Source organism: Actinomycetospora cinnamomea, assembly GCF_003096675.1.
In the GTDB taxonomy this organism is placed as follows: Bacteria; Actinomycetota; Actinomycetes; order Mycobacteriales; family Pseudonocardiaceae; genus Actinomycetospora; species Actinomycetospora cinnamomea.
Window position 1 is genome coordinate 1 of sequence record NZ_QEKW01000032.1, and the last position, 16,753, is coordinate 16,753.

The window sequence follows — 16,753 nt, forward strand, 5'->3', positions numbered from 1 at the left end:
ATCCCGGTCATGCCCTCGGGCAACCGAGCCTTGGCCAGCCGGCGTCCGGTCTCGTCACAGACCTCCACGTCGTGGTGGTCCTCGGCCCAGTCATCCCCCACGAACAGCACCACCGCCAGGCCCTCCCGATCATCGTCCACCAAGATCGGTAGCGCGGAGCAGGACCGTCGCGGACTAATGGTCAAGTGCTCACCGAGTCCTGCCCGGGGCACGTCATCCCATCAGCGATCTACGCCTGCTCACGACCGGCGGGCGCACGATCTGAGCCTAGAGCTCACCAGCGCTCTGTCGACGGGAGTGCTGACCCGCCGGCCGCTACCAGCGCCGAGCCTCTCACTCACGACCCGGCGCCCCCATTAGCCGGCGTTGTCGGGCACGTCGGAGGCCTTCACCGCGCCCCAGCCGTGCCAGCGGTCCACCTCGATCCACGCGGTGACGCGGGCGCGGTCGCGGATGGGGTAGGGCTTGCCGGTGTAGTGCTTCGCGCAGCGGTCGATGTCGGCGAGGTCGGTGTCGTCGACCCACTCCACGACGCGCCCCTGCATGCTGACGTGGGTGTACCAGTCGTCCTCGGAGAGCACGGAGATCGACACCCGGGGGTCGTGGCGCAGGTACTCGACCCGCTTGCGCTGGGCGTCCATGTTCACGAGCACCCGGCCGTCGTCCCACAGGTACCAGGTCGGCACGGAGACCGGCTGGCCGTCCTGACGGATCGACGTGATCACGCTGGGGTTCGGCTTGCGCAGCAGGTCCTGGACGTCGTCGGGGAGCGGGGGCTTCGGCACGGGGTTCCTCTCGGTGCTGTCGGTGATCTCGGTGCTCTCGGTGGGCCGCGCGGACCCTACGGGCGCGCGCCGCGGCGGCGCGTGCGCAGCACGAGTGCCCGGGCGACCACCGCGCTCATGCCCAGGACCACGACGACGAGGCCGTAGACCTCCGCCACGGGCCGCAGCCCGACCTGCACGGTGGCGACGCCGGCGGCCACCGCGGGCAGGCTGAAGGCCAGGTAGGCGACCACGTAGGCGACGGCCATGAGCTCGCCGCGGGTCTCGGGCGCGGCGATGCGGGCGAGGGTGCCGAAGCACGCGAGCGACGCCGCCCCGAAGCCGACGCCGGCGATCACGGTGCCACCGGCGGCGGCGGGCGGGGAGTCGAGCACCAGCGCCCCGAGCGTCACCAGCGTCCCGATCGCGAGCAGGCCCCCGGCGGGCGCGAGCAGCGTCTCGGGCGTGCGTCGGAAGACGGCGACCGCGCTGAGCGCGCCGACCCCGCAGAGCAGCGTGACGACGATGCCGCCCACGAGGTGGCTGCGCAGGCCGAACAGCTCGACGACGACCGACGGCCCCAGCGACAGGTACAGCCCGCCGAGCGCCCAGCTCGCGGCGAGCGTCGGGACGATCGCGAGCACCTCGGTGCGCAGCCCCGACGGGATGCGCACCCGGGGACGCAGCGACGCGAGGGCGCCCGCGCGTCGTGATGCGGTCTCGGGCAGCAGTGCGAGGACGACGGCGACGACCGCGAAGCCGGCGAGCAGCACGCCGTAGACGAGGCGGGTCGGCGCCGGGGCGTACTCGACGAGCAGCCCGCAGCCCAGCGCGCCGAGCGCCAGGCCGACCAGCGGGGTGACGGCGTTCGCGAGGCCCGCGCGTTCGGGTCGGAGATCGACCAGCGTGGCGGCCATCGCGGTGATCGCGGCGCCGGTGGCCGCGCCCTGCACCGCGCGGGCGAGCAGCAGCATCGTCACGTTCCCGGCCAGCAGGAACAGCACCACCGCGACGGTCTGCACCGCCAGCGCGACCGCCAGCACCGGTCGTCGCCCGACGTGGTCGGACAGCCCGCCGACGACGAGCAGCGAGGCCAGCAGGAACAGCACGTACACCGCGAAGATCGCCGTCAACGTCGAGGCCGAGAAGCCCCACTGGGCCTGGTAGACGACGTAGAGCGGCGACGGGACGCTCGACGCGGCGAGGAAGAGCACCACCGCCCCGGCCACGGCGGCGAAGAGCCGGCCGCGCCGGGTGGGGTGCAGGGCGTCGGCGGGAGTGCTCACTCCCGACGCCAACGCCCGTGCCGCCGCTCCTATGCCCGCGCGTAGCGGGCGAGGTAGCGCTCCCGGGTGCGCGGGTGCAGGTTCGCCAGCGTCACGTCGCCGTCGTAGTGGGCGACGACCTTCGGGTCCATGATCCGTCGCCAGACCGGCGGGAACAGCGCCACGACGATCATCGAGCCGTAGCCGCTGGGCAGCTGCGGCGACTCGGAGAAGTGCCGCAGCGTCTGGTAGCGGCGCAGCGGGTTGGCGTGGTGGTCGGAGTGGCGCTGCAGCTGGTAGAGCAGCAGGTTCGACACGGTGTGGTCGGCGTTCCAGCTGTGGCGCGGGTCGGTGCGCTCGTAACGGCCGTCGGCGCGCCGTCCGCGCTTGAGGCCGTAGTGCTCCAGGTAGTTGACCACCTCGAGCAACGTGAACCCGACGACCGCCTGCAGCGCGAGCCACGGCAGCACGATGAGGCCGAACGCCGCGACGAGGGCGACGAACAGGACCAGCGTCATCGCCCAGGCGATGAGGATCTCGTGGTCCAGCGGCGAGTGGCGGCCCTTCGAGCGGCGCCTGGTCTCCAGGTGCCACGACGAGCGCAGGCTCCCCCAGACGGTCCGCGGCAGGAAGGCCCAGAAGCTCTCGCCCAGTCGCGAGCTCGCCGGGTCCTCCGGTGTGGCGACGCGGACGTGGTGGCCGCGGTTGTGCTCGACGTAGAAGTGCCCGTACGCCGAGCTCGCGAGCGCGATCTTCGACAGCCAGCGCTCGACGTCCTCGCGCTTGTGGCCCAGCTCGTGCGCGGTGTTGATGGCGACGCCGCTGACCACGCCCATCGTCAGCGCCAGGCCGAGGTCGGCGTGCCACGGCAGGTCCCACGTGGCCCAGACCCAGCAGCAGAACACGAGGCTCGCGTACTGGATCGGCAGGAAGAGGTAGGTCACCCAGCGGTAGTAGCGGTCGGCCTCGAGGCGCTCGCGCTCGGACTCCGGCGGGTTGTCGTCGGTCGCTCCGAAGATCAGGTCCAGCGCCGGCAGGATCACGAAGAGGATCATCGGCCCGATCCACCACCAGGCGGCCCAGCCGGTGGCCGTGGACAACCCTGCGCCGACGAACGGCATCGCCGGCATCAGTGTGGCCAGCGGCCACAGGTAGCGCTTGCGGTCCCGCCAGGGGCGGGCCTCCTCGCGCGGCGCGGTGTCGGACGTGACGTCAGTCGTGCTCATGCGGGTCTCCCTCGACGCGACCTCTCGCGGTCAGGAGTCTGCAGTGTGATGCGCTCTGAGACAAGTACGAGTTTTTGTCTCAGCTCTGGGGTCGGACGAGGGCGGAGACGAGGTGGGCGATGCGCTCGCCGACGTCGACCGGGTCGAGGGCCGGCGCCACGACGTGCGAGATCACGAGGCGGACGACGGCGTCGACGGTCTCCTCGACCGTCGACGGCAGCAGCTCGGGCATCTGCTGCTCGAGCCAGGTCGCGAGCAGGGCGCGGGCGGACTCGCGGATCGACTCCGAGCGCGAGGTCAGGAACGGCAGCAGTCCCACGTCCCCGGAGCGGCTGCCGGTGAGCACCGCGCGCAGCAGCGGGTTCTCGGCCGCCTCCTCCAGGGTGAGGCGGGTCGCCGCGGCCACGGCGCGGGGGACGTCGTCGTGCTGGGCGAGCGCGTCGCGGATGGCGGCGAAGAAGCGCTCGGCCTCCCGGTTCATCAGGGCCTCGCCGAGACCGTCCTTGTTGCCGAACTCGCGGTAGAGCGTCGGGCGCGAGACGCCGGCCTCGACGGCCACCTCGCCGACCCGCACCCGTTCCCACCCCCGCTCCACGGTCTGGCGGTGGGCGGTCGTCAGCACCCGCTCGCGCACCTGGCGCCGGAACTCCAGGCGCAACGACTCCCCGCTCATACGATCAGTGTCACGCAACGCAACCCTCTGTGAAGCCGGACCAAAGTCGTCACCGCCACCTGGACCCGTTCGTTGATCTGGGTGACCCAGCACCCCGCGGTTGCCGTAAACCTCGCGACCGGCCGAACCCGAGCGTCCCTTCGGCGGCCGGGTACTGCGCCAAGTCAGTGAACTCCGGGACTCGGCCAACTGATGGGTAACGTCCGTCACCCCCGATCGATGACTGCGCAAGTGACGCGGGTCCCCGCGTGCCTCCGCCGCCCGGTCGAAGGGGTCCGCCCATGCCAGTCCGTCCCGGTCGAATGCTGCCGAGCGTGATCGTCGGTGCCCTCGTGACCGGCGCTCTCGCTCTGAGTACCGGAACGGCGTCGGCGGCGGCGGATGGCGAACCCTGCTACTACCAAGGAGTACAGGGTGAGGTTCGTGGCGATGACTGCGTGGGTTTGACGGGTGTCGTTCTTGCCTCCCTCGCGAAGGCGACTCTCGGGCTGGTCCCTGACACCGACCCACCCACCACCGAACAACCGCCGGCCACTGAGCAGCCGGAAGACAACGGTGGCGGCGGCGTGCTGGACCCGGACGGGCCCGCTGACAACGATGAGTCCACCGACGGCGCCGGCACGGGCGGGAACGGCACGACCCCGCCGGCTGGCGGCGGGACGGGGACCACCAACGGAGCGCCGCCGCTCGGGCCGGCCCCGGCCTCGGCCGCCCTTCCCGTGCAGCCGCCCCCCGCGCTTCCTGCACCCGATGTGCGGCAGGCGAACCTCCTCTCGCCCGCACTCGGCTCCGGCGGCCTCGCCGCCACTGTCCCCACGATCGGATTCGGCGCGATCAACCCCAACCTGCTCCTCGCGCCCGCCGGCAGCCCCCTGCGCACGTTGACCGGGGTCGATCAGGGTTCGCCGGTCACGACGGCGAGCGACGTCCAGGCCATGGCGTTCGACAGCCTGCCGGGCGGGCTCGGGACGCCCGCGATCACCGGCGTACTGATCCTCTCGACGCTCGCCGCGTTCGCCCTGCGTCACGGCGTGCTCCGCCGCGCCCGCCTCGGGGCCGGCGGCGGCACGCAGACCGAGGCCGGCACGCAGACCGAGGCCAACACCGTCGAGGTTCCGGCCGGCGAGCCCGTCGGCTGACCGAGAGAGCGACTTCGGTGACGATCTCCGCGCCTCCCCGGCCTTCGTCACCGAACTCGCGATCCACCCTCGGTTCGCGCGAAGATCCTCGCGAGGGGAGCGAACGTTGCGCTCACGGAAACGGATGCTCCACAAGCCAGGATCTTGAGCGCGTCCCGTGAACGGAGCCCGTGCGGTCGCCGGGAAGATCGACATCGACCGTACGCACTCCCTGATCACCGCGAGAGCACCCGCTGCCCGGCGCCCGCCCGACACGGCCCCGGCGTCGAGCGAGCGCCCGTCACCCACATCGCGACCCGCTACCGCGCCGCGTCCGTCCCTGCGAGGGCGACGGGCAGGTGCTTGATCCCGTTGACGAAGATGCTGCGCAGGCGGTCGGGCTCGCCGATCACGCGCAGGTCGGGCATGCCGGCGAAGAGCTCGCGGAAGAGCACCGCGATCTCGCGGCGGGCGAGGTGCGCGCCAAGGCAGAAGTGCGGCCCGTGGGCGCCGAAGCCCTGGTGGGGGTTGGGGGAGCGGCGCAGGTCGAGGCGGTCGGGGTCGGCGAACACCGCCTCGTCGCGGTTGGCCGACCCGTAGACGAGCAGCAGCTTCTCGCCGGCCTCGACCGGGACGTCACCGACCGAGGTGTCCGACACCGCCGTGCGCCGCATCCAGTTGATCGGCGAGGCCCAGCGCACGACCTCGTCGACGGCGGTGGGGGTGACGCCGTCGACGTCGGAGGACCACAGCTCCCACTGCTCGGGCTGCCGGTGCATGCCCCAGACGCCGTGGGTGATCCCGTTGCGGGTGGTCTCGTTGCCCGCCACGCAGAGCAGGATGAAGAACGACGCGATCTCCTGGTGCGTCAGCCGCTCGCCGTCGACGGTGCCGTGCACGAGCGCGGAGGTGACGTCGTCGGTCGGCTCGGCCTCGCGGGCGGCGGCGAGCTCGGTCATCAGCCCGGACAGGCCCGCGCCGGCGGCGAGGTAGTCGCCCAGCGGGTTCTCCGACGTGACGTACTCGGGGTCCTCGCCGGCGAGGATGACGTTGGAGTGCGCGAACACCTCGTCCCGCCGCGACTCGGGGATGCCCATCATCTCGCAGATGATCAGTAGCGGCATCGGCGCCGAGACGTCCGCGACCAGGTCGAACGAGCCGTCGCCGGCCAGCGCCTTCTCCCGCGCGGAGGCGACCACCGACCGGGCGACCCGGCGCACGTCGTCCAGCAGGCCCTGGGTGCGCCGCGGGGTGAACGCCTGCGCGGCGATCCGGCGGATCTTCGTGTGCCGCGGCGCGTCCATGCTGATGAGGGAGCCGAAGAACTCGTGCGCCTCGGCGGGCAGGTCGAGGATCGACACCGCGCCGCGGCCCGAGCAGAACAGCTCGGGGTGCTTGCTGACGTACTCGAGGTCGGCGTGGCGGGTGACGGCGCGGAACCCGGGACCGCGCTCGAAACCGGGGAACTCGGGCTCGGCGAACCACGGCAGGCCCGCCTGGGCGCGCAGGGTCGCGAACGCGGCGAAGCGGTCCTCCCACGGCGCGGCCCAGAACTCGCGGTTCCCCAGGTCGACGGTCGACAGCGTCATAGTTGGCAGGCTGCCAAAGAGGATCGTGGCCCGCCAGACCGGCACGCGCGGCGACACGTGACCGACGTGACGCGCGCGCGTGCCTCGGTTGTGCCCCACGCCGTGCGGCGAGAGGATCGCGACCGTGGTGCGGGTTGATCTCGAGGATTTCTGGCCGAGCCGGCGCGGCGACGCGTTCGACGAGCGGTGTCGCTGAGGGGCAGCACCCCGCCGGCCGAGCACGATGACGCACCCCCACCCGACCCACGATGGAGTGAGCACCGAGATGACCGACGCGAGCGCCGGCTGGTCCTTCGAGACCCGACAGATCCACGCGGGATCGAGTCCGGACCCGACGACGAACGCCCGGGCGACGCCGATCTACCAGACGACGTCGTACACGTTCCGCGACACCCAGCACGGCGCCGACCTGTTCAGCCTCGCCGAGCCGGGCAACATCTACACGCGGATCATGAACCCCACCAACGACGTGCTCGAGCAGCGCGTCGCGGCCCTCGAGGGAGGTGTCGCGGCGCTGGCCTTCGCCAGCGGCAGCGCGGCCACGACGGCGGCGATCCTCACGATCGCCGAGTCCGGGGACCACATGGTGTCCAGCCCGAGCCTCTACGGCGGCACCTACAACCTGTTCCACTACACGCTGCCCAAGATGGGCATCGAGGTCACCTTCATCGACGACCAGGACGACCTCGACCAGTGGCGCCGGGCCGCCCGTCCGAACACCAAGCTGTTCTTCGCCGAGACCCTGCCCAACCCGGGCAACAACGTCCTCGACATCCGCGGCGTGGCCGACGCCGCCCACGAGGTCGGCGTGCCGCTGCTCGTCGACAACACCGTCCCGACGCCCTACCTCGTGCGCCCGATCGAGCACGGCGCCGACATCGTGATCCACTCGGCGACCAAGTTCCTCGGCGGGCACGGCACGAGCATCGCCGGCCTCGTCGTCGACGGCGGCACGTTCTCGTTCGGCGACGACCCGCAGCGGTTCCCGGGCTTCAACGAGCCGGACCCGAGCTACCACGGCCTGAAGTTCTGGGAGGCCCTCGGCCCGGGCGCCTTCGCCGCGAAGATGCGGGTCCAGCACCTGCGCGACACCGGCGCGGCGCTGAGCCCGTTCAACGCCTTCCTCATCATCCAGGGCATCGAGACGCTGTCGCTGCGCATCGAGCGTCACGTCGACAACGCCCAGCGGATCGCGGAGTGGCTCGAGGGCCGCGACGAGGTAGAGAAGGTCTACTACGCGGGCCTGGAGTCCAGCCCCTGGCACGCGGCGCAGCAGCGCTACATGCCGCGCGGCGCCGGCAGCATCGTGGCGTTCGACCTGCGTGGCGGCGTCGAGGCCGGCCGGGCGTTCGTCGACGGCACGAGCCTGCACTCGAACCTCGCCAACATCGGCGACGTGCGCAGCCTCATCGTGCACCCGGCGTCGACCACGCACAGCCAGCTCTCCGAGCCCGAGCAGCGCTCCAGCGGCGTGACCCCCGGCCTGGTGCGCCTGTCGGTCGGCATCGAGCACGTCGAGGACATCCTGGCCGACCTCGAGGCGGGCTTCACCGCGGCCAAGTCCGCCGCTGAGTGAGCCTCGGCTGCGTGACCACCTCACTCACCGACGGCACCGTCCCGGTCCTCCCTCCCGCCACCGGCGCGTGGCGGGAGGGGGACCCGGTCGGTGACCGTCGCTTCGTCGACCTCGGCGCGGTGACGCTCGAGAGCGGCGAGACGCTCCCGGACGTCCACGTCGCCTACGAGACGTGGGGCCGGTTCGACGGGTCCAACGCGGTCCTCGTGCTGCACGCGCTGACCGGGGACAGCCACGTCACCGGCGACGCCGGTCTCGGGCATCCGACGCCGGGCTGGTGGTCGGCACTCATCGGGCCGGGGCGGGCCATCGACACCGACCGCTGGTTCGTCGTCGCGCCCAACGTGCTCGGGGGCTGCCAGGGCACCACCGGGCCGTCATCGCCCGGGCCGGACGGGAGTCCGTGGGGTTCGCGCTTCCCTCGGACGACCGTGCGTGACCAGGTCACGGTGGAGGAGCGGTTCGCCGACGCGCTGGGCATCGACCGGTGGGCCGCGGTGCTCGGCGGGTCGATGGGCGGGATGCGCGCGCTCGAGTGGGCCGTCATGCACCCCGCGCGGGTGGAGCGCCTGCTGCTGCTGTGCTCGCCGGCCGCGGCGTCGGCCGACCAGATCGCATGGGCGGCGCCCCAGATCGCGGCGATCCGCGAGGACCCGGGCTGGTGCGGCGGCGATTACCACGACCGTGCCCGCGGCGAGGGCCCGCACGTCGGGCTGGGCGTGGCCCGACGGATCGCGCACATCACCTACCGCACCGGCGAGGAGTTCGACACGCGCTTCGGGCGGCGGCCGCAGCCGGGGGAGGACCCCGACGACGGTGGACGGTTCGCGATCGAGAGCTACCTCGACCACCACGCCGAGAAGCTCGTGCACCGCTTCGACGCGGGCAGCTACGTCGCGCTGACCCGGGCGATGAACGGCCACGACGTGGCCCGCGGGCGGGGTTCGCTGCGCGAGGCGCTGGGGCGGGTCACGGCCCGGACGGTCGTGGCCGGGTCGACCTCGGACCGGCTCTACCCGCTGCACCAGCAGGAGGAGCTGGCCGCCCTGATCCCCGGCGCGGGCGAGGTGCGGCGCATCGAGTCGCCGTTCGGGCACGACGCGTTCCTCATCGAGGCCCGCCAGCTGGAGAGGATCCTCGCGGACCTGCTCGACGCCTAGATCCTTGCGGGCTCGCCGGCGACCTGGTGCAGCAGCGTGTGCACGGTCTCGTCGGCGAGCCGGTAGCGCACGACCCGGCCGTCGCGGCGGGTCGCGACGAGGCCCTGGGCGCGCAGCAGGCGCAGGGCCTGCGAGGTGGTGGTGTCCTTGAGGCCCGCGGCGACGGCGAGGTCCGACACGCAGATCTCGCCCGCGGCGTGGATGCACAGCAGCAGCGTGAGGCGCGTCGGGTCGGCGAGGAGCGCGAAGCGCGTGACCCACGCGTGCATGGTGTCCTCGTCGGGGCGCGCGGCGATGGCGTCACAGACGCGGTGGTCCTCGTCGAGCGCCCGGTGACGCTGCGCGGCGCGGGCGGCGTCCTCGCGGGCTCCGTCCGGGGGCTCGGTCAGGTGCACCGACCCATCGTGTCATCCTCACGCCGCCGCCGGGTGGTGGCACGGACGGGAGGCGAGCGTGACCGGACCGACGGGCCTCGCGGCCCGGCGTGTCACCCCGGACCTCGCCCGGGGCCTGCTGCTGGCCCTCATCGCGGTGGCCAACGCGCACCTCTACCTCGTGGCACGACCGATCGCCTACCGCGGCTACCCCGCGGGCCTCGAGGGCGTCGATCGGGTGGTGGCCGTCGTGCAGATGGTGCTGGTCGACGGGCGGGTCTACCCGCTCTTCGCGGCGCTGGTGGGGTTCGGCGTGACGCGGCTGGCCGAGCGCGTCCCGGAGCGCGTGGTGCGCCGGCGCGGGGTGGTGCTGCTCGGGGTGGGCGCGCTGCACGGGGTGCTGCTGTTCCCCGGCGACATCATCGGCGCCTACGGGTTGGTGATCCTGCTGATCGCGCCGGTGGTCGCCTCGTCGGCGGCCGGGGCGGCGTCGACCCGGGGCCTGTTGTCGGTCGCGGCGGCGATCGCGGCGTTCGGCTGCCTGCTCTCGACCGGGCAGGGCTTTCCCCAGGGGAGACCGACGGTGCCGTCGATCGCGGCGCCGACGTTCGGGCAGGCGCTCGCGGCGCACCCCGCGGAGTGGCTCGCGACGACCCTGTTCTCCGCGCTGCTCACGGCGCCGGCGGTGCTGGTCGGCGTGGTGATCGCGCGCACCGGAACGCTCGACGACCCGGACGCCCACCGTCGCCGTCTCGGGGTGTGGGCAGTGGCGGGGCTCGGGCTGTCGGTGCTGCTCGGGCTGCCGCTGGCCCTGGCCGTGGCCGGTCTGTGGGCGCCGGGTCCGGCCCTCGGGGCTCTTGCGGGGGCGGCGCACACGGCCGGGGGCTACGCGGGCGCGCTCGGGCTGCTCGGAGTGATGGGCCTGCTGGGCAGCGTCTCCTGGCCGGGCCGTGACCTCGTCGCGGCGGCGGGGACCTGGTCGATGACGCTCTACCTGTCCCAGTCGGTGGTGTTCACAGCCGTCTTCGCACGGTTCGCGGGCGACCTGGGGTCCGTGGCCTCGCTGGGGACGGCCTCGCTGATCGGGCTGCTGACGTGGCTGGCCGGCGTCCTCGTCGCGGGCGCGCTGGCCCGCGCCGGGCACCGCGGGCCCGCGGAGCTCGTCGTCCGGCGCCTCACGTATCGGCACGCACGGCCGTAGTCCCGCTGTTCCTGCTGGGCCGACCGGGTGACAGCGACCGCCGTTCTGACGCGACGGCGTCACACTGGGCGGTCCCGCGGCGGCCGCCCGGGCCGCGCGGAGAACAGGAGACCGCAGAGGAGTCGACGATGCCCGCGATCGAGCACCGGAACATGAGCACACCCGACGAGACCCGCACGCCGGAGAAGACGACGGTCGAGGTCGTCCAGCTGGGCGGCGCCACGATCGCCCGGCTCACCGTGCAGCCGGGATGGCGGTGGTCGGAGTGCATCAAGCCCGTCGTCGGCGGGGAGAGCTGCCAGGCCGCGCACCTCGGCTACCTGCTCGCCGGGCAGCTCCACATCGTTGCGGACGACGGCACCGAGGCCGACCTGGTGGCCGGCGAGACCTACCGGCTCGAGCCCGGACACGACGCCTGGGTCGTCGGCGACGAGCCGGCGATGGGTCTGGAGTTCGAGACCAAGACCGCGGAGACGTACGCGCGCGGCTGAGCCCACGTGAGCGGAGTTCCCGACTACTACAGCCGGGAATTCCGCTCACATAGGGTCGGAGCATGGCCGAGCTGCCGCCGCCGGTGCGCTGGTGGGGCCGTCCCCTCGGCGAGGCGCGGGTGCACCTCGAGCTGGCGCGCCTGCTGCTCAGCGCCACCTGGCGCGGCGAGGACGTCCCGCACGGCGACGGCGCGCCGGTGCTGCTCGTGCCCGGGTTCCTCGCCGGCGACGTCACGCTCGCGGCGCTGCACGACTGGCTGCGGCGCATCGGCCACCGCTCGTACCGCTCGGGCATCGCCTGGAACGTCGACTGCTCCGAGGCCGCGGTGCGCCGCCTCGACCGCCGTCTCGCCGAGGTCGCCGACCGCAGCGGCGCCGCCGTGACCCTGATCGGGCACAGCCGCGGAGGGCTGCTCGCCCGGGCCCTCGCCACCCGGAGCCCCGAGCGGGTCCGCCGCGTCGTCGCCCTCGGCAGCCCGCTGGGCTCCCAGCTCGACGCGTCGGCGCTCACCCTCGCCGCGGTCGGCGGAGCGCGGCTGGCCCAGAACCTCCTGCGTCCCCACCGCCCGCACTGCCTGACCGTGCGCTGCCCCTGCCCCTTCGGCGCCGACCTCGCCGCGCCCGCCACCCCGGCCGTCGTCACGATCTGGACCGCCGAGGACGGGATCGTGCGCCCCTCGGCGTGCCGTCCCGACGGCGCCGAGGCCCACGAGGTCCGCGGCAGCCACGTCGGCCTCGGCGTCAACGTGCACGTGTACCGCCACCTGGCCGAGGTGCTCGTGCGACCGTGACCACCGTTTGGGCCACCGGGCGGCGGGGCACGGTGCCCCCATGGCTGCGTGGACCCCCGCCGACATCGGAGACCAGTCCGGACGGACGTTCGTGATCACGGGCGCCAACTCCGGGATCGGCCTCGAGGCCGCCCGCGAGCTCGTCCGTGCGGGCGCCCACGTCGTGCTGGCGGTGCGCAACACCGACAAGGGCGCGGAGGCCGCGGCGGAGATCGGCTCCGGCGCCCGGGGCACCACCGACGTCCGCCGCCTCGACCTCGCCGACCTCTCCTCGGTGCGCGCGTTCGCCGCCGACCTCGACGGACCGGTCGACGTGCTGATCAACAACGCCGGCCTCATGGCGATCCCCGAGCAGCGCACCGCCGACGGGTTCGAGATGCAGATCGGCACGAACTTCCTCGGCCACTTCGCGCTCACCGGCCTGCTGCTCGACGTGATCACCGACCGCGTGGTGACGCTGTCCAGCGCCGCGCACCGGATGGGCAGCATCAACCTCGACGACCTCAACTGGCGCCGTCGTCGCTACCAGCGCTGGCTGGCCTACGGCCAGTCGAAGCTCGCCGACCTCATGTTCGCCTACGAGCTCGAGCACCGGTTCGTCGCCGCCGGCTCGCCGCTGCGCTCGATGGCCGCCCACCCCGGCTACAGCGCCACCAACCTGCAGAGCCGCACCGAGTCGGTCCAGGACGCGGCGATGGGCCTGCTCAACAAGGTCATCGCGCAGGGCCCGGCGATGGGCGCCCAGCCCACGCTCTACGCGGCGACGATGCCCGACCTGCCCGGCGGTACCTACATCGGCCCGAGCGGGTTCCAGGAGATCGCCGGCCCGCCCGTGCCGGTCGGGTCGACGGTGGCCTCGCACGACCGCGAGGTGCAGGCCCGGCTGTGGGATCTCGCGGCCGAGCTCACCGGCGTCACGCCGCGCATCCGCGCCGGCGCGCGGTCCTGAGCACGCCTGCCGGCCCCGTCGGCCCCGCCGGTGAGGCGCCGCTGACGGTGCTGCGCCGGGTCGTCCGCGACGACGTCCCGCTCGCCCCCGTGCACGCGGCGGTGCACGCCCGGCTGGTCGCGATCGCACCGGGCCGGGCGGACACCACCCTGCCCGCGCCGTCGGCCGACCCCGACGCGGCCCTCTGGCTGCTCGGCGACTTCGCCTCCGGGCTGGCCGTCACCGGCACCCTCGACCCCGGTCAGCGCATCACCACGCTGCGCCTGACGCTGCACGTCCTGTCCCGCGAGATCGAGGGCGACACCCTCCACGCCGCGGGCTGCCTCGACGAGCGGCTGCCCGACGTCGCCCTGAGCACGGCGGTGATCACCGACGGCGCCGGGCGGACGATCGCGCGGGCGCACGGGCGCAACGCGGTGCTCACCGACGAGGTCGCCGCCGGCTACGGGACCGAGGTGCCGTCATGGGCGTCGTCGCCGCTGACCGTGGCCGGCATGGTCCGCGACGGCGGGGCACCCAGCGACCAGGCCGTCAACACCGCCGCCGTCGTCCAGGGCGGGGCGCTCGCGTCGGTGCCCGCCCGGGCGCTGGCCGGCGTGCTCGACGGGCCCGCGGACGAGGCGAGTGCGGCGTTCCTGCGCCCGGTGCCCGCCGACGGGCGCACCGTGCACGCCGAGGCCGAGCTCGAGCACGGCGGGCGGCGCCTGCGCAGCGGCCGCGCCCTGTTGCGAGACGACCGGGACCGCGTGGTGCTCAGCGTCTCCGGCCTGCGCTACGGGTGACGAGCCTCCCGGATCGGGCCTCCCGGGGCCGCCGCGAGGGCGTTTCGTGATGAGGTGGCGCGGTGAGCGTGACCGTGGTCGGCGTCGGCGCCGAGGGATGGCCCGGGCTGTGTGATTCCGCCCGCCGCGCCCTCGAGGCGGCCGAGGTCGTGCTCGGCGCGCCGCGCCAGCTGGCGCTGCTGCCGGCGGGGGACGCCACCCACGTCACCTGGCCCTCGCCGCTGCTGCCGGCGCTGCCCGGGCTGCTCGCCGAGCACGCCGACCGGGCGCTCGTGGTGCTGGCCAGCGGCGACCCGACGTTCTACGGCATCGGCTCCGCGGTGCTCGCGCACGCCCCGAAGGCGACGGTGCTGCCGGCACCCTCGTCGCTGTCGCTGGCCTGCGCGCGGCTGGGGTGGGCGGCTCAGGACGTCGACGTGCTCTCGACGGTCGGGCGTCCCCTCGCGGCGGTGCGGGCCGCGCTGGCGCCGCGTCGCCGGCTGCTGGTGCTCGTCCCCGACGGTGACGCCCCCGCCGCGCTGGCGTCGGCGCTCACGTCGTGGGGGTACGGCGAGGCGGGCCTCACGGTGCTCGGCTCGCTCGGCGCGGAGACCGAGAGCCGCGTCGACGGGTTCGCCGCGACGTGGACGCACCCGCCGGGCGACCCGCTGGCCGTGGTGGCGGTGACGTGCCCCGACGCGCCCGCGGACACGCTGCTCGGGCGCGCGCCCGGGCTGCCCGACGACGCCTACGACCACGACGGCCAGCTGACCAAGGCCGAGCTGCGGACGCTGTCCGTGGCGGCGCTGCGTCCCGCGCCCGCCGCGCTGCTGTGGGACGTCGGCGGGGGAGCGGGCAGCGTCGGGATCGAGTGGATGCGCCACCACCCCGCCTGCCGGGCGATCAGCGTGGAGGTGCGCGAGGACCGCGCGGCCCGGATCGCCGCCAACGCCGAGGCGCTCGGGGTGCCGGGGCTGCGTGTGGTGGTGGGGCGCGCGCCGGCGGCACTGGAGGCGCTGGACCCACCGGACGCGGTGTTCGTCGGCGGCGGGGTGTCGGCGCCGGGGATGCTGGCGACCGCGCGCGAGGCGCTGCGTCCCGGCGGTCGGCTCGTCGCCAACGCCGTCACCGTCGAGGGCGAGGCGGCGCTGGCCGCGTTCCGCGCCGAGCACGGCGGGGCGCTGCGGCGGATCGCCGTGCAGCGCGCCGAGCCGGTCGGGCGGTTCGCGGGCTGGAAGGCGCTGGCCGGCGTGACCCAACTGATCCACCGGAAGGACCCCGAGTGACCGTCCGCTTCGTCGGCGCCGGGCCGGGCGCGCCCGACCTCATCACCGTGCGCGGGCTCCGCGCGCTCGCCACCAGCCCGGTCTGCCTCTACGCGGGCTCGCTGGTGCCGCCGGAGCTGCTCGCGCAGTGCCCGCCGGGGGTGCACCTGGTCGACACGGCGCGGCTGACCCTCGACGAGATCACCACCGAGCTCCTCGCCGCCCACGAGGCCGGCCACGACGTCGCCCGCCTGTGCTCGGGCGACCCCGCGGTGTTCTCCGCGGTTGCCGAGCAGACCCGTCGCCTCGACGCGGCCGACGTCCCGTGGGAGATCGTGCCCGGCGTCCCCGCGTTCGCGGCCGCGGCCGCCGCCCTGCGCACCGAGCTGACCGTGCCCGGCGTCGGACAGTCCGTGGTGCTCACCCGCGACGCGGCCAACGCGACGCCCATGCCGGCGGGGGAGTCCCTGGACGTCTGGGCCGCGGCGGGCGGGACGCTCGTGCTGCACCTCGCGGTGCAGCGCTGCGCCGAGGTCGTCGCGGCGCTGCGCGCGCACCGGCCCGCGTCCGAACCCGTCGCCGTCGTCGCGCGGGCGTCGCGGGACGATGAGGTGGTCCTGCGGGGGACGCTGGCCGACATCGCCGGGCGTGTCGCCGAGGCCGACGTGCGCCGGACCGCGGTGATCGTCGTCGGGCCGGTGGTCGGGACCTCCGAGGGTTGCGACTCGCACCTCTACTCGGCCGCGCGCGCCCGGCCGTGACCCCGCGGGTCCTCGTGCTCGGCGGGACCGCCGAGGCCCGGGCGCTGGCCTCACGTCTCGTCGACGGCGGCTACGCGGTGACGACGTCGCTGGCGGGCCGGACCCGGCACCCGCGGCTGCCGTCGGGCGAGGTGCGCACCGGCGGCTTCGGCGGGATCGAGGGGCTGGCCGCGGCGCTGGACGACGTCGACGTCCTCGTCGATGCGACCCACCCCTTCGCGGCGGCGATGACCGAGCACGCCGCGGCCGCCGCCGCGCGCACCGCGACGCCGCTGGTGGTCCTGCGCCGCCCCGGCTGGACCGCGGGCGCGGGCGACCGCTGGACCCGCGTGCCGTCGCTGGAGGCGGCGGCCGCGGCGATCCCGGCCGGTGCACGGGTGCTGCTCGCGACCGGGCGTCAGGGGGTCGGCGCATTCCTGGGGGTCGACGCGTGGTTCCTCGTGCGCGCGATCGAGGCGCCGGACGCGCTGCCGCCGCGGGCCGAGGTCGTCCTGGCCCGCGGGCCCTTCGCCCTCGACGACGAGCGCGCCCTGCTCGACCGACGGCGCATCGACGTCGTCGTGGCCAAGGACTCCGGCGGTGCGACGGAGGCGAAGCTCGTGGCGGCGCGGGAACGGCGGCTGCCGGTGCTGCTCGTCGACCGCCCGCCCCTGCCCCCCGGCGTGGAGGCGGTGGAGAGCGTCGGCGAGGTGCTCGTCCGTCTGGACCAGCTCGCGCCATGATCCCGCCGGCGAGCGTGTGGCGATACGGACACTGGGTGTCTGCGGTGGCCCACCGCTGACATGAGCA

General features: G+C 74.3%; 17 protein-coding genes. 11 read left to right on the plus strand and 6 right to left on the minus strand.

Annotated features, from left to right (window positions below; translation table 11 throughout):
- Positions 1-356: 356 nt before the first annotated feature.
- From C8D89_RS27905 to C8D89_RS27920, 4 genes are all read right to left on the minus strand, one after another.
- Positions 357-785 (minus strand): PPOX class F420-dependent oxidoreductase, encoded by a 429-nt coding sequence (locus tag C8D89_RS27905; protein ID WP_116711413.1) that lies wholly within the window; start codon positions 783-785, stop codon positions 357-359.
- A gap of 56 nt (positions 786-841) precedes the next feature.
- On the minus strand, positions 842-2,050 hold the full coding sequence (locus tag C8D89_RS27910) for an MFS transporter (RefSeq protein WP_116711414.1): 1,209 nt from the start codon (positions 2,048-2,050) through the stop codon (positions 842-844).
- A 29-nt stretch (positions 2,051-2,079) separates the two neighbouring features.
- Positions 2,080-3,255 carry an alkane 1-monooxygenase gene (locus tag C8D89_RS27915; RefSeq protein WP_116711415.1) on the minus strand — a complete coding sequence of 392 codons (1,176 nt, stop codon included), beginning with the start codon at positions 3,253-3,255 and terminating at the stop codon, positions 2,080-2,082.
- A gap of 79 nt (positions 3,256-3,334) precedes the next feature.
- Positions 3,335-3,928, minus strand: coding sequence for a TetR/AcrR family transcriptional regulator (locus C8D89_RS27920; protein WP_116711416.1), 594 nt, complete (start codon positions 3,926-3,928; stop codon positions 3,335-3,337).
- A gap of 314 nt (positions 3,929-4,242) precedes the next feature.
- Between C8D89_RS27920 and C8D89_RS28890 the strand changes: the two genes are divergently transcribed.
- Positions 4,243-5,067: a hypothetical protein gene (locus tag C8D89_RS28890; protein WP_133252102.1), complete on the plus strand. Its 825-nt coding sequence runs from the start codon at positions 4,243-4,245 to the stop codon at positions 5,065-5,067.
- Positions 5,068-5,366: 299 nt separating this feature from the next.
- Here the strand turns inward: C8D89_RS28890 and C8D89_RS27930 are convergent, their stop codons facing one another.
- Entirely contained in the window at positions 5,367-6,635 is a 1,269-nt protein-coding gene (locus tag C8D89_RS27930; RefSeq protein ID WP_116711418.1) for a cytochrome P450, read from the minus strand.
- A gap of 265 nt (positions 6,636-6,900) precedes the next feature.
- Between C8D89_RS27930 and C8D89_RS27935 the strand changes: the two genes are divergently transcribed.
- Both C8D89_RS27935 and metX read left to right on the plus strand, forming a co-directional pair.
- Positions 6,901-8,211 carry a bifunctional o-acetylhomoserine/o-acetylserine sulfhydrylase gene (locus C8D89_RS27935; RefSeq protein WP_116711444.1) on the plus strand — a complete coding sequence of 437 codons (1,311 nt, stop codon included), beginning with the start codon at positions 6,901-6,903 and terminating at the stop codon, positions 8,209-8,211.
- A gap of 11 nt (positions 8,212-8,222) precedes the next feature.
- Positions 8,223-9,371 (plus strand): homoserine O-acetyltransferase MetX, encoded by a 1,149-nt coding sequence (gene metX / locus C8D89_RS27940; protein WP_116711445.1) that lies wholly within the window; start codon positions 8,223-8,225, stop codon positions 9,369-9,371.
- Here the strand turns inward: metX and C8D89_RS27945 are convergent.
- The gene (locus tag C8D89_RS27945; RefSeq protein ID WP_423717298.1) at positions 9,368-9,766 is read right to left on the minus strand and encodes an ArsR/SmtB family transcription factor; all 399 of its coding nucleotides are present in this window, start codon (positions 9,764-9,766) and stop codon (positions 9,368-9,370) included. The two genes, metX and C8D89_RS27945, sit on opposite strands and share 4 nt — an antisense overlap.
- Before the next feature lie 58 nt (positions 9,767-9,824).
- Here C8D89_RS27945 and C8D89_RS27950 point away from each other — a divergent pair, with 58 nt between their 5' ends.
- The 8 genes from C8D89_RS27950 to C8D89_RS27985 all read left to right on the plus strand — a co-directional run bounded on the left by C8D89_RS27950 (position 9,825) and on the right by C8D89_RS27985 (position 16,686).
- Positions 9,825-10,946 (plus strand): DUF418 domain-containing protein, encoded by a 1,122-nt coding sequence (locus tag C8D89_RS27950; protein WP_116711419.1) that lies wholly within the window; start codon positions 9,825-9,827, stop codon positions 10,944-10,946.
- Between the two features lie 128 nt (positions 10,947-11,074).
- Positions 11,075-11,437, plus strand: coding sequence for a cupin domain-containing protein (locus tag C8D89_RS27955; RefSeq protein ID WP_116711420.1), 363 nt, complete (start codon positions 11,075-11,077; stop codon positions 11,435-11,437).
- Positions 11,438-11,499: 62 nt separating this feature from the next.
- A complete protein-coding gene (locus C8D89_RS27960; protein ID WP_116711421.1) occupies positions 11,500-12,228 on the plus strand; it encodes an esterase/lipase family protein in 729 nt (242 codons plus the stop codon).
- 40 nt (positions 12,229-12,268) lie between these two features.
- Entirely contained in the window at positions 12,269-13,177 is a 909-nt protein-coding gene (locus C8D89_RS27965; RefSeq protein ID WP_116711422.1) for an oxidoreductase, read from the plus strand.
- Positions 13,178-13,224: 47 nt separating this feature from the next.
- The gene (locus C8D89_RS27970) at positions 13,225-13,959 is read left to right on the plus strand and encodes a PaaI family thioesterase (RefSeq protein ID WP_133252103.1); all 735 of its coding nucleotides are present in this window, start codon (positions 13,225-13,227) and stop codon (positions 13,957-13,959) included.
- Positions 13,960-14,021: 62 nt separating this feature from the next.
- Positions 14,022-15,224: a precorrin-6y C5,15-methyltransferase (decarboxylating) subunit CbiE gene (gene cbiE, locus C8D89_RS27975; protein WP_116711424.1), complete on the plus strand. Its 1,203-nt coding sequence runs from the start codon at positions 14,022-14,024 to the stop codon at positions 15,222-15,224.
- A complete protein-coding gene (gene cobM, locus C8D89_RS27980) occupies positions 15,221-15,964 on the plus strand; it encodes a precorrin-4 C(11)-methyltransferase (protein WP_116711425.1) in 744 nt (247 codons plus the stop codon). Before cbiE ends, cobM begins: the two co-directional genes overlap by 4 nt.
- The gene (locus C8D89_RS27985; RefSeq protein WP_116711426.1) at positions 15,961-16,686 is read left to right on the plus strand and encodes a cobalt-precorrin-6A reductase; all 726 of its coding nucleotides are present in this window, start codon (positions 15,961-15,963) and stop codon (positions 16,684-16,686) included. Before cobM ends, C8D89_RS27985 begins: the two co-directional genes overlap by 4 nt.
- Positions 16,687-16,753: the final 67 nt, after the last annotated feature.

Excerpts from the sequence above, each read along its gene's own strand:
- C8D89_RS27915 (WP_116711415.1), bottom strand. The coding sequence starts at position 3,255 with ATGAGCACGACTGACGTCACGTCCGACACCGCGCCGCGCGAGGAGGCC.
- C8D89_RS27920 (WP_116711416.1), bottom strand. The coding sequence starts at position 3,928 with ATGAGCGGGGAGTCGTTGCGCCTGGAGTTCCGGCGCCAGGTGCGCGAG.
- C8D89_RS27930 (WP_116711418.1), bottom strand. The coding sequence starts at position 6,635 with ATGACGCTGTCGACCGTCGACCTGGGGAACCGCGAGTTCTGGGCCGCG.
- C8D89_RS27935 (WP_116711444.1), top strand. The coding sequence starts at position 6,901 with ATGACCGACGCGAGCGCCGGCTGGTCCTTCGAGACCCGACAGATCCAC.
- C8D89_RS27955 (WP_116711420.1), top strand. The coding sequence starts at position 11,075 with ATGCCCGCGATCGAGCACCGGAACATGAGCACACCCGACGAGACCCGC.
- C8D89_RS27960 (WP_116711421.1), top strand. The coding sequence starts at position 11,500 with ATGGCCGAGCTGCCGCCGCCGGTGCGCTGGTGGGGCCGTCCCCTCGGC.
- C8D89_RS27965 (WP_116711422.1), top strand. The coding sequence starts at position 12,269 with ATGGCTGCGTGGACCCCCGCCGACATCGGAGACCAGTCCGGACGGACG.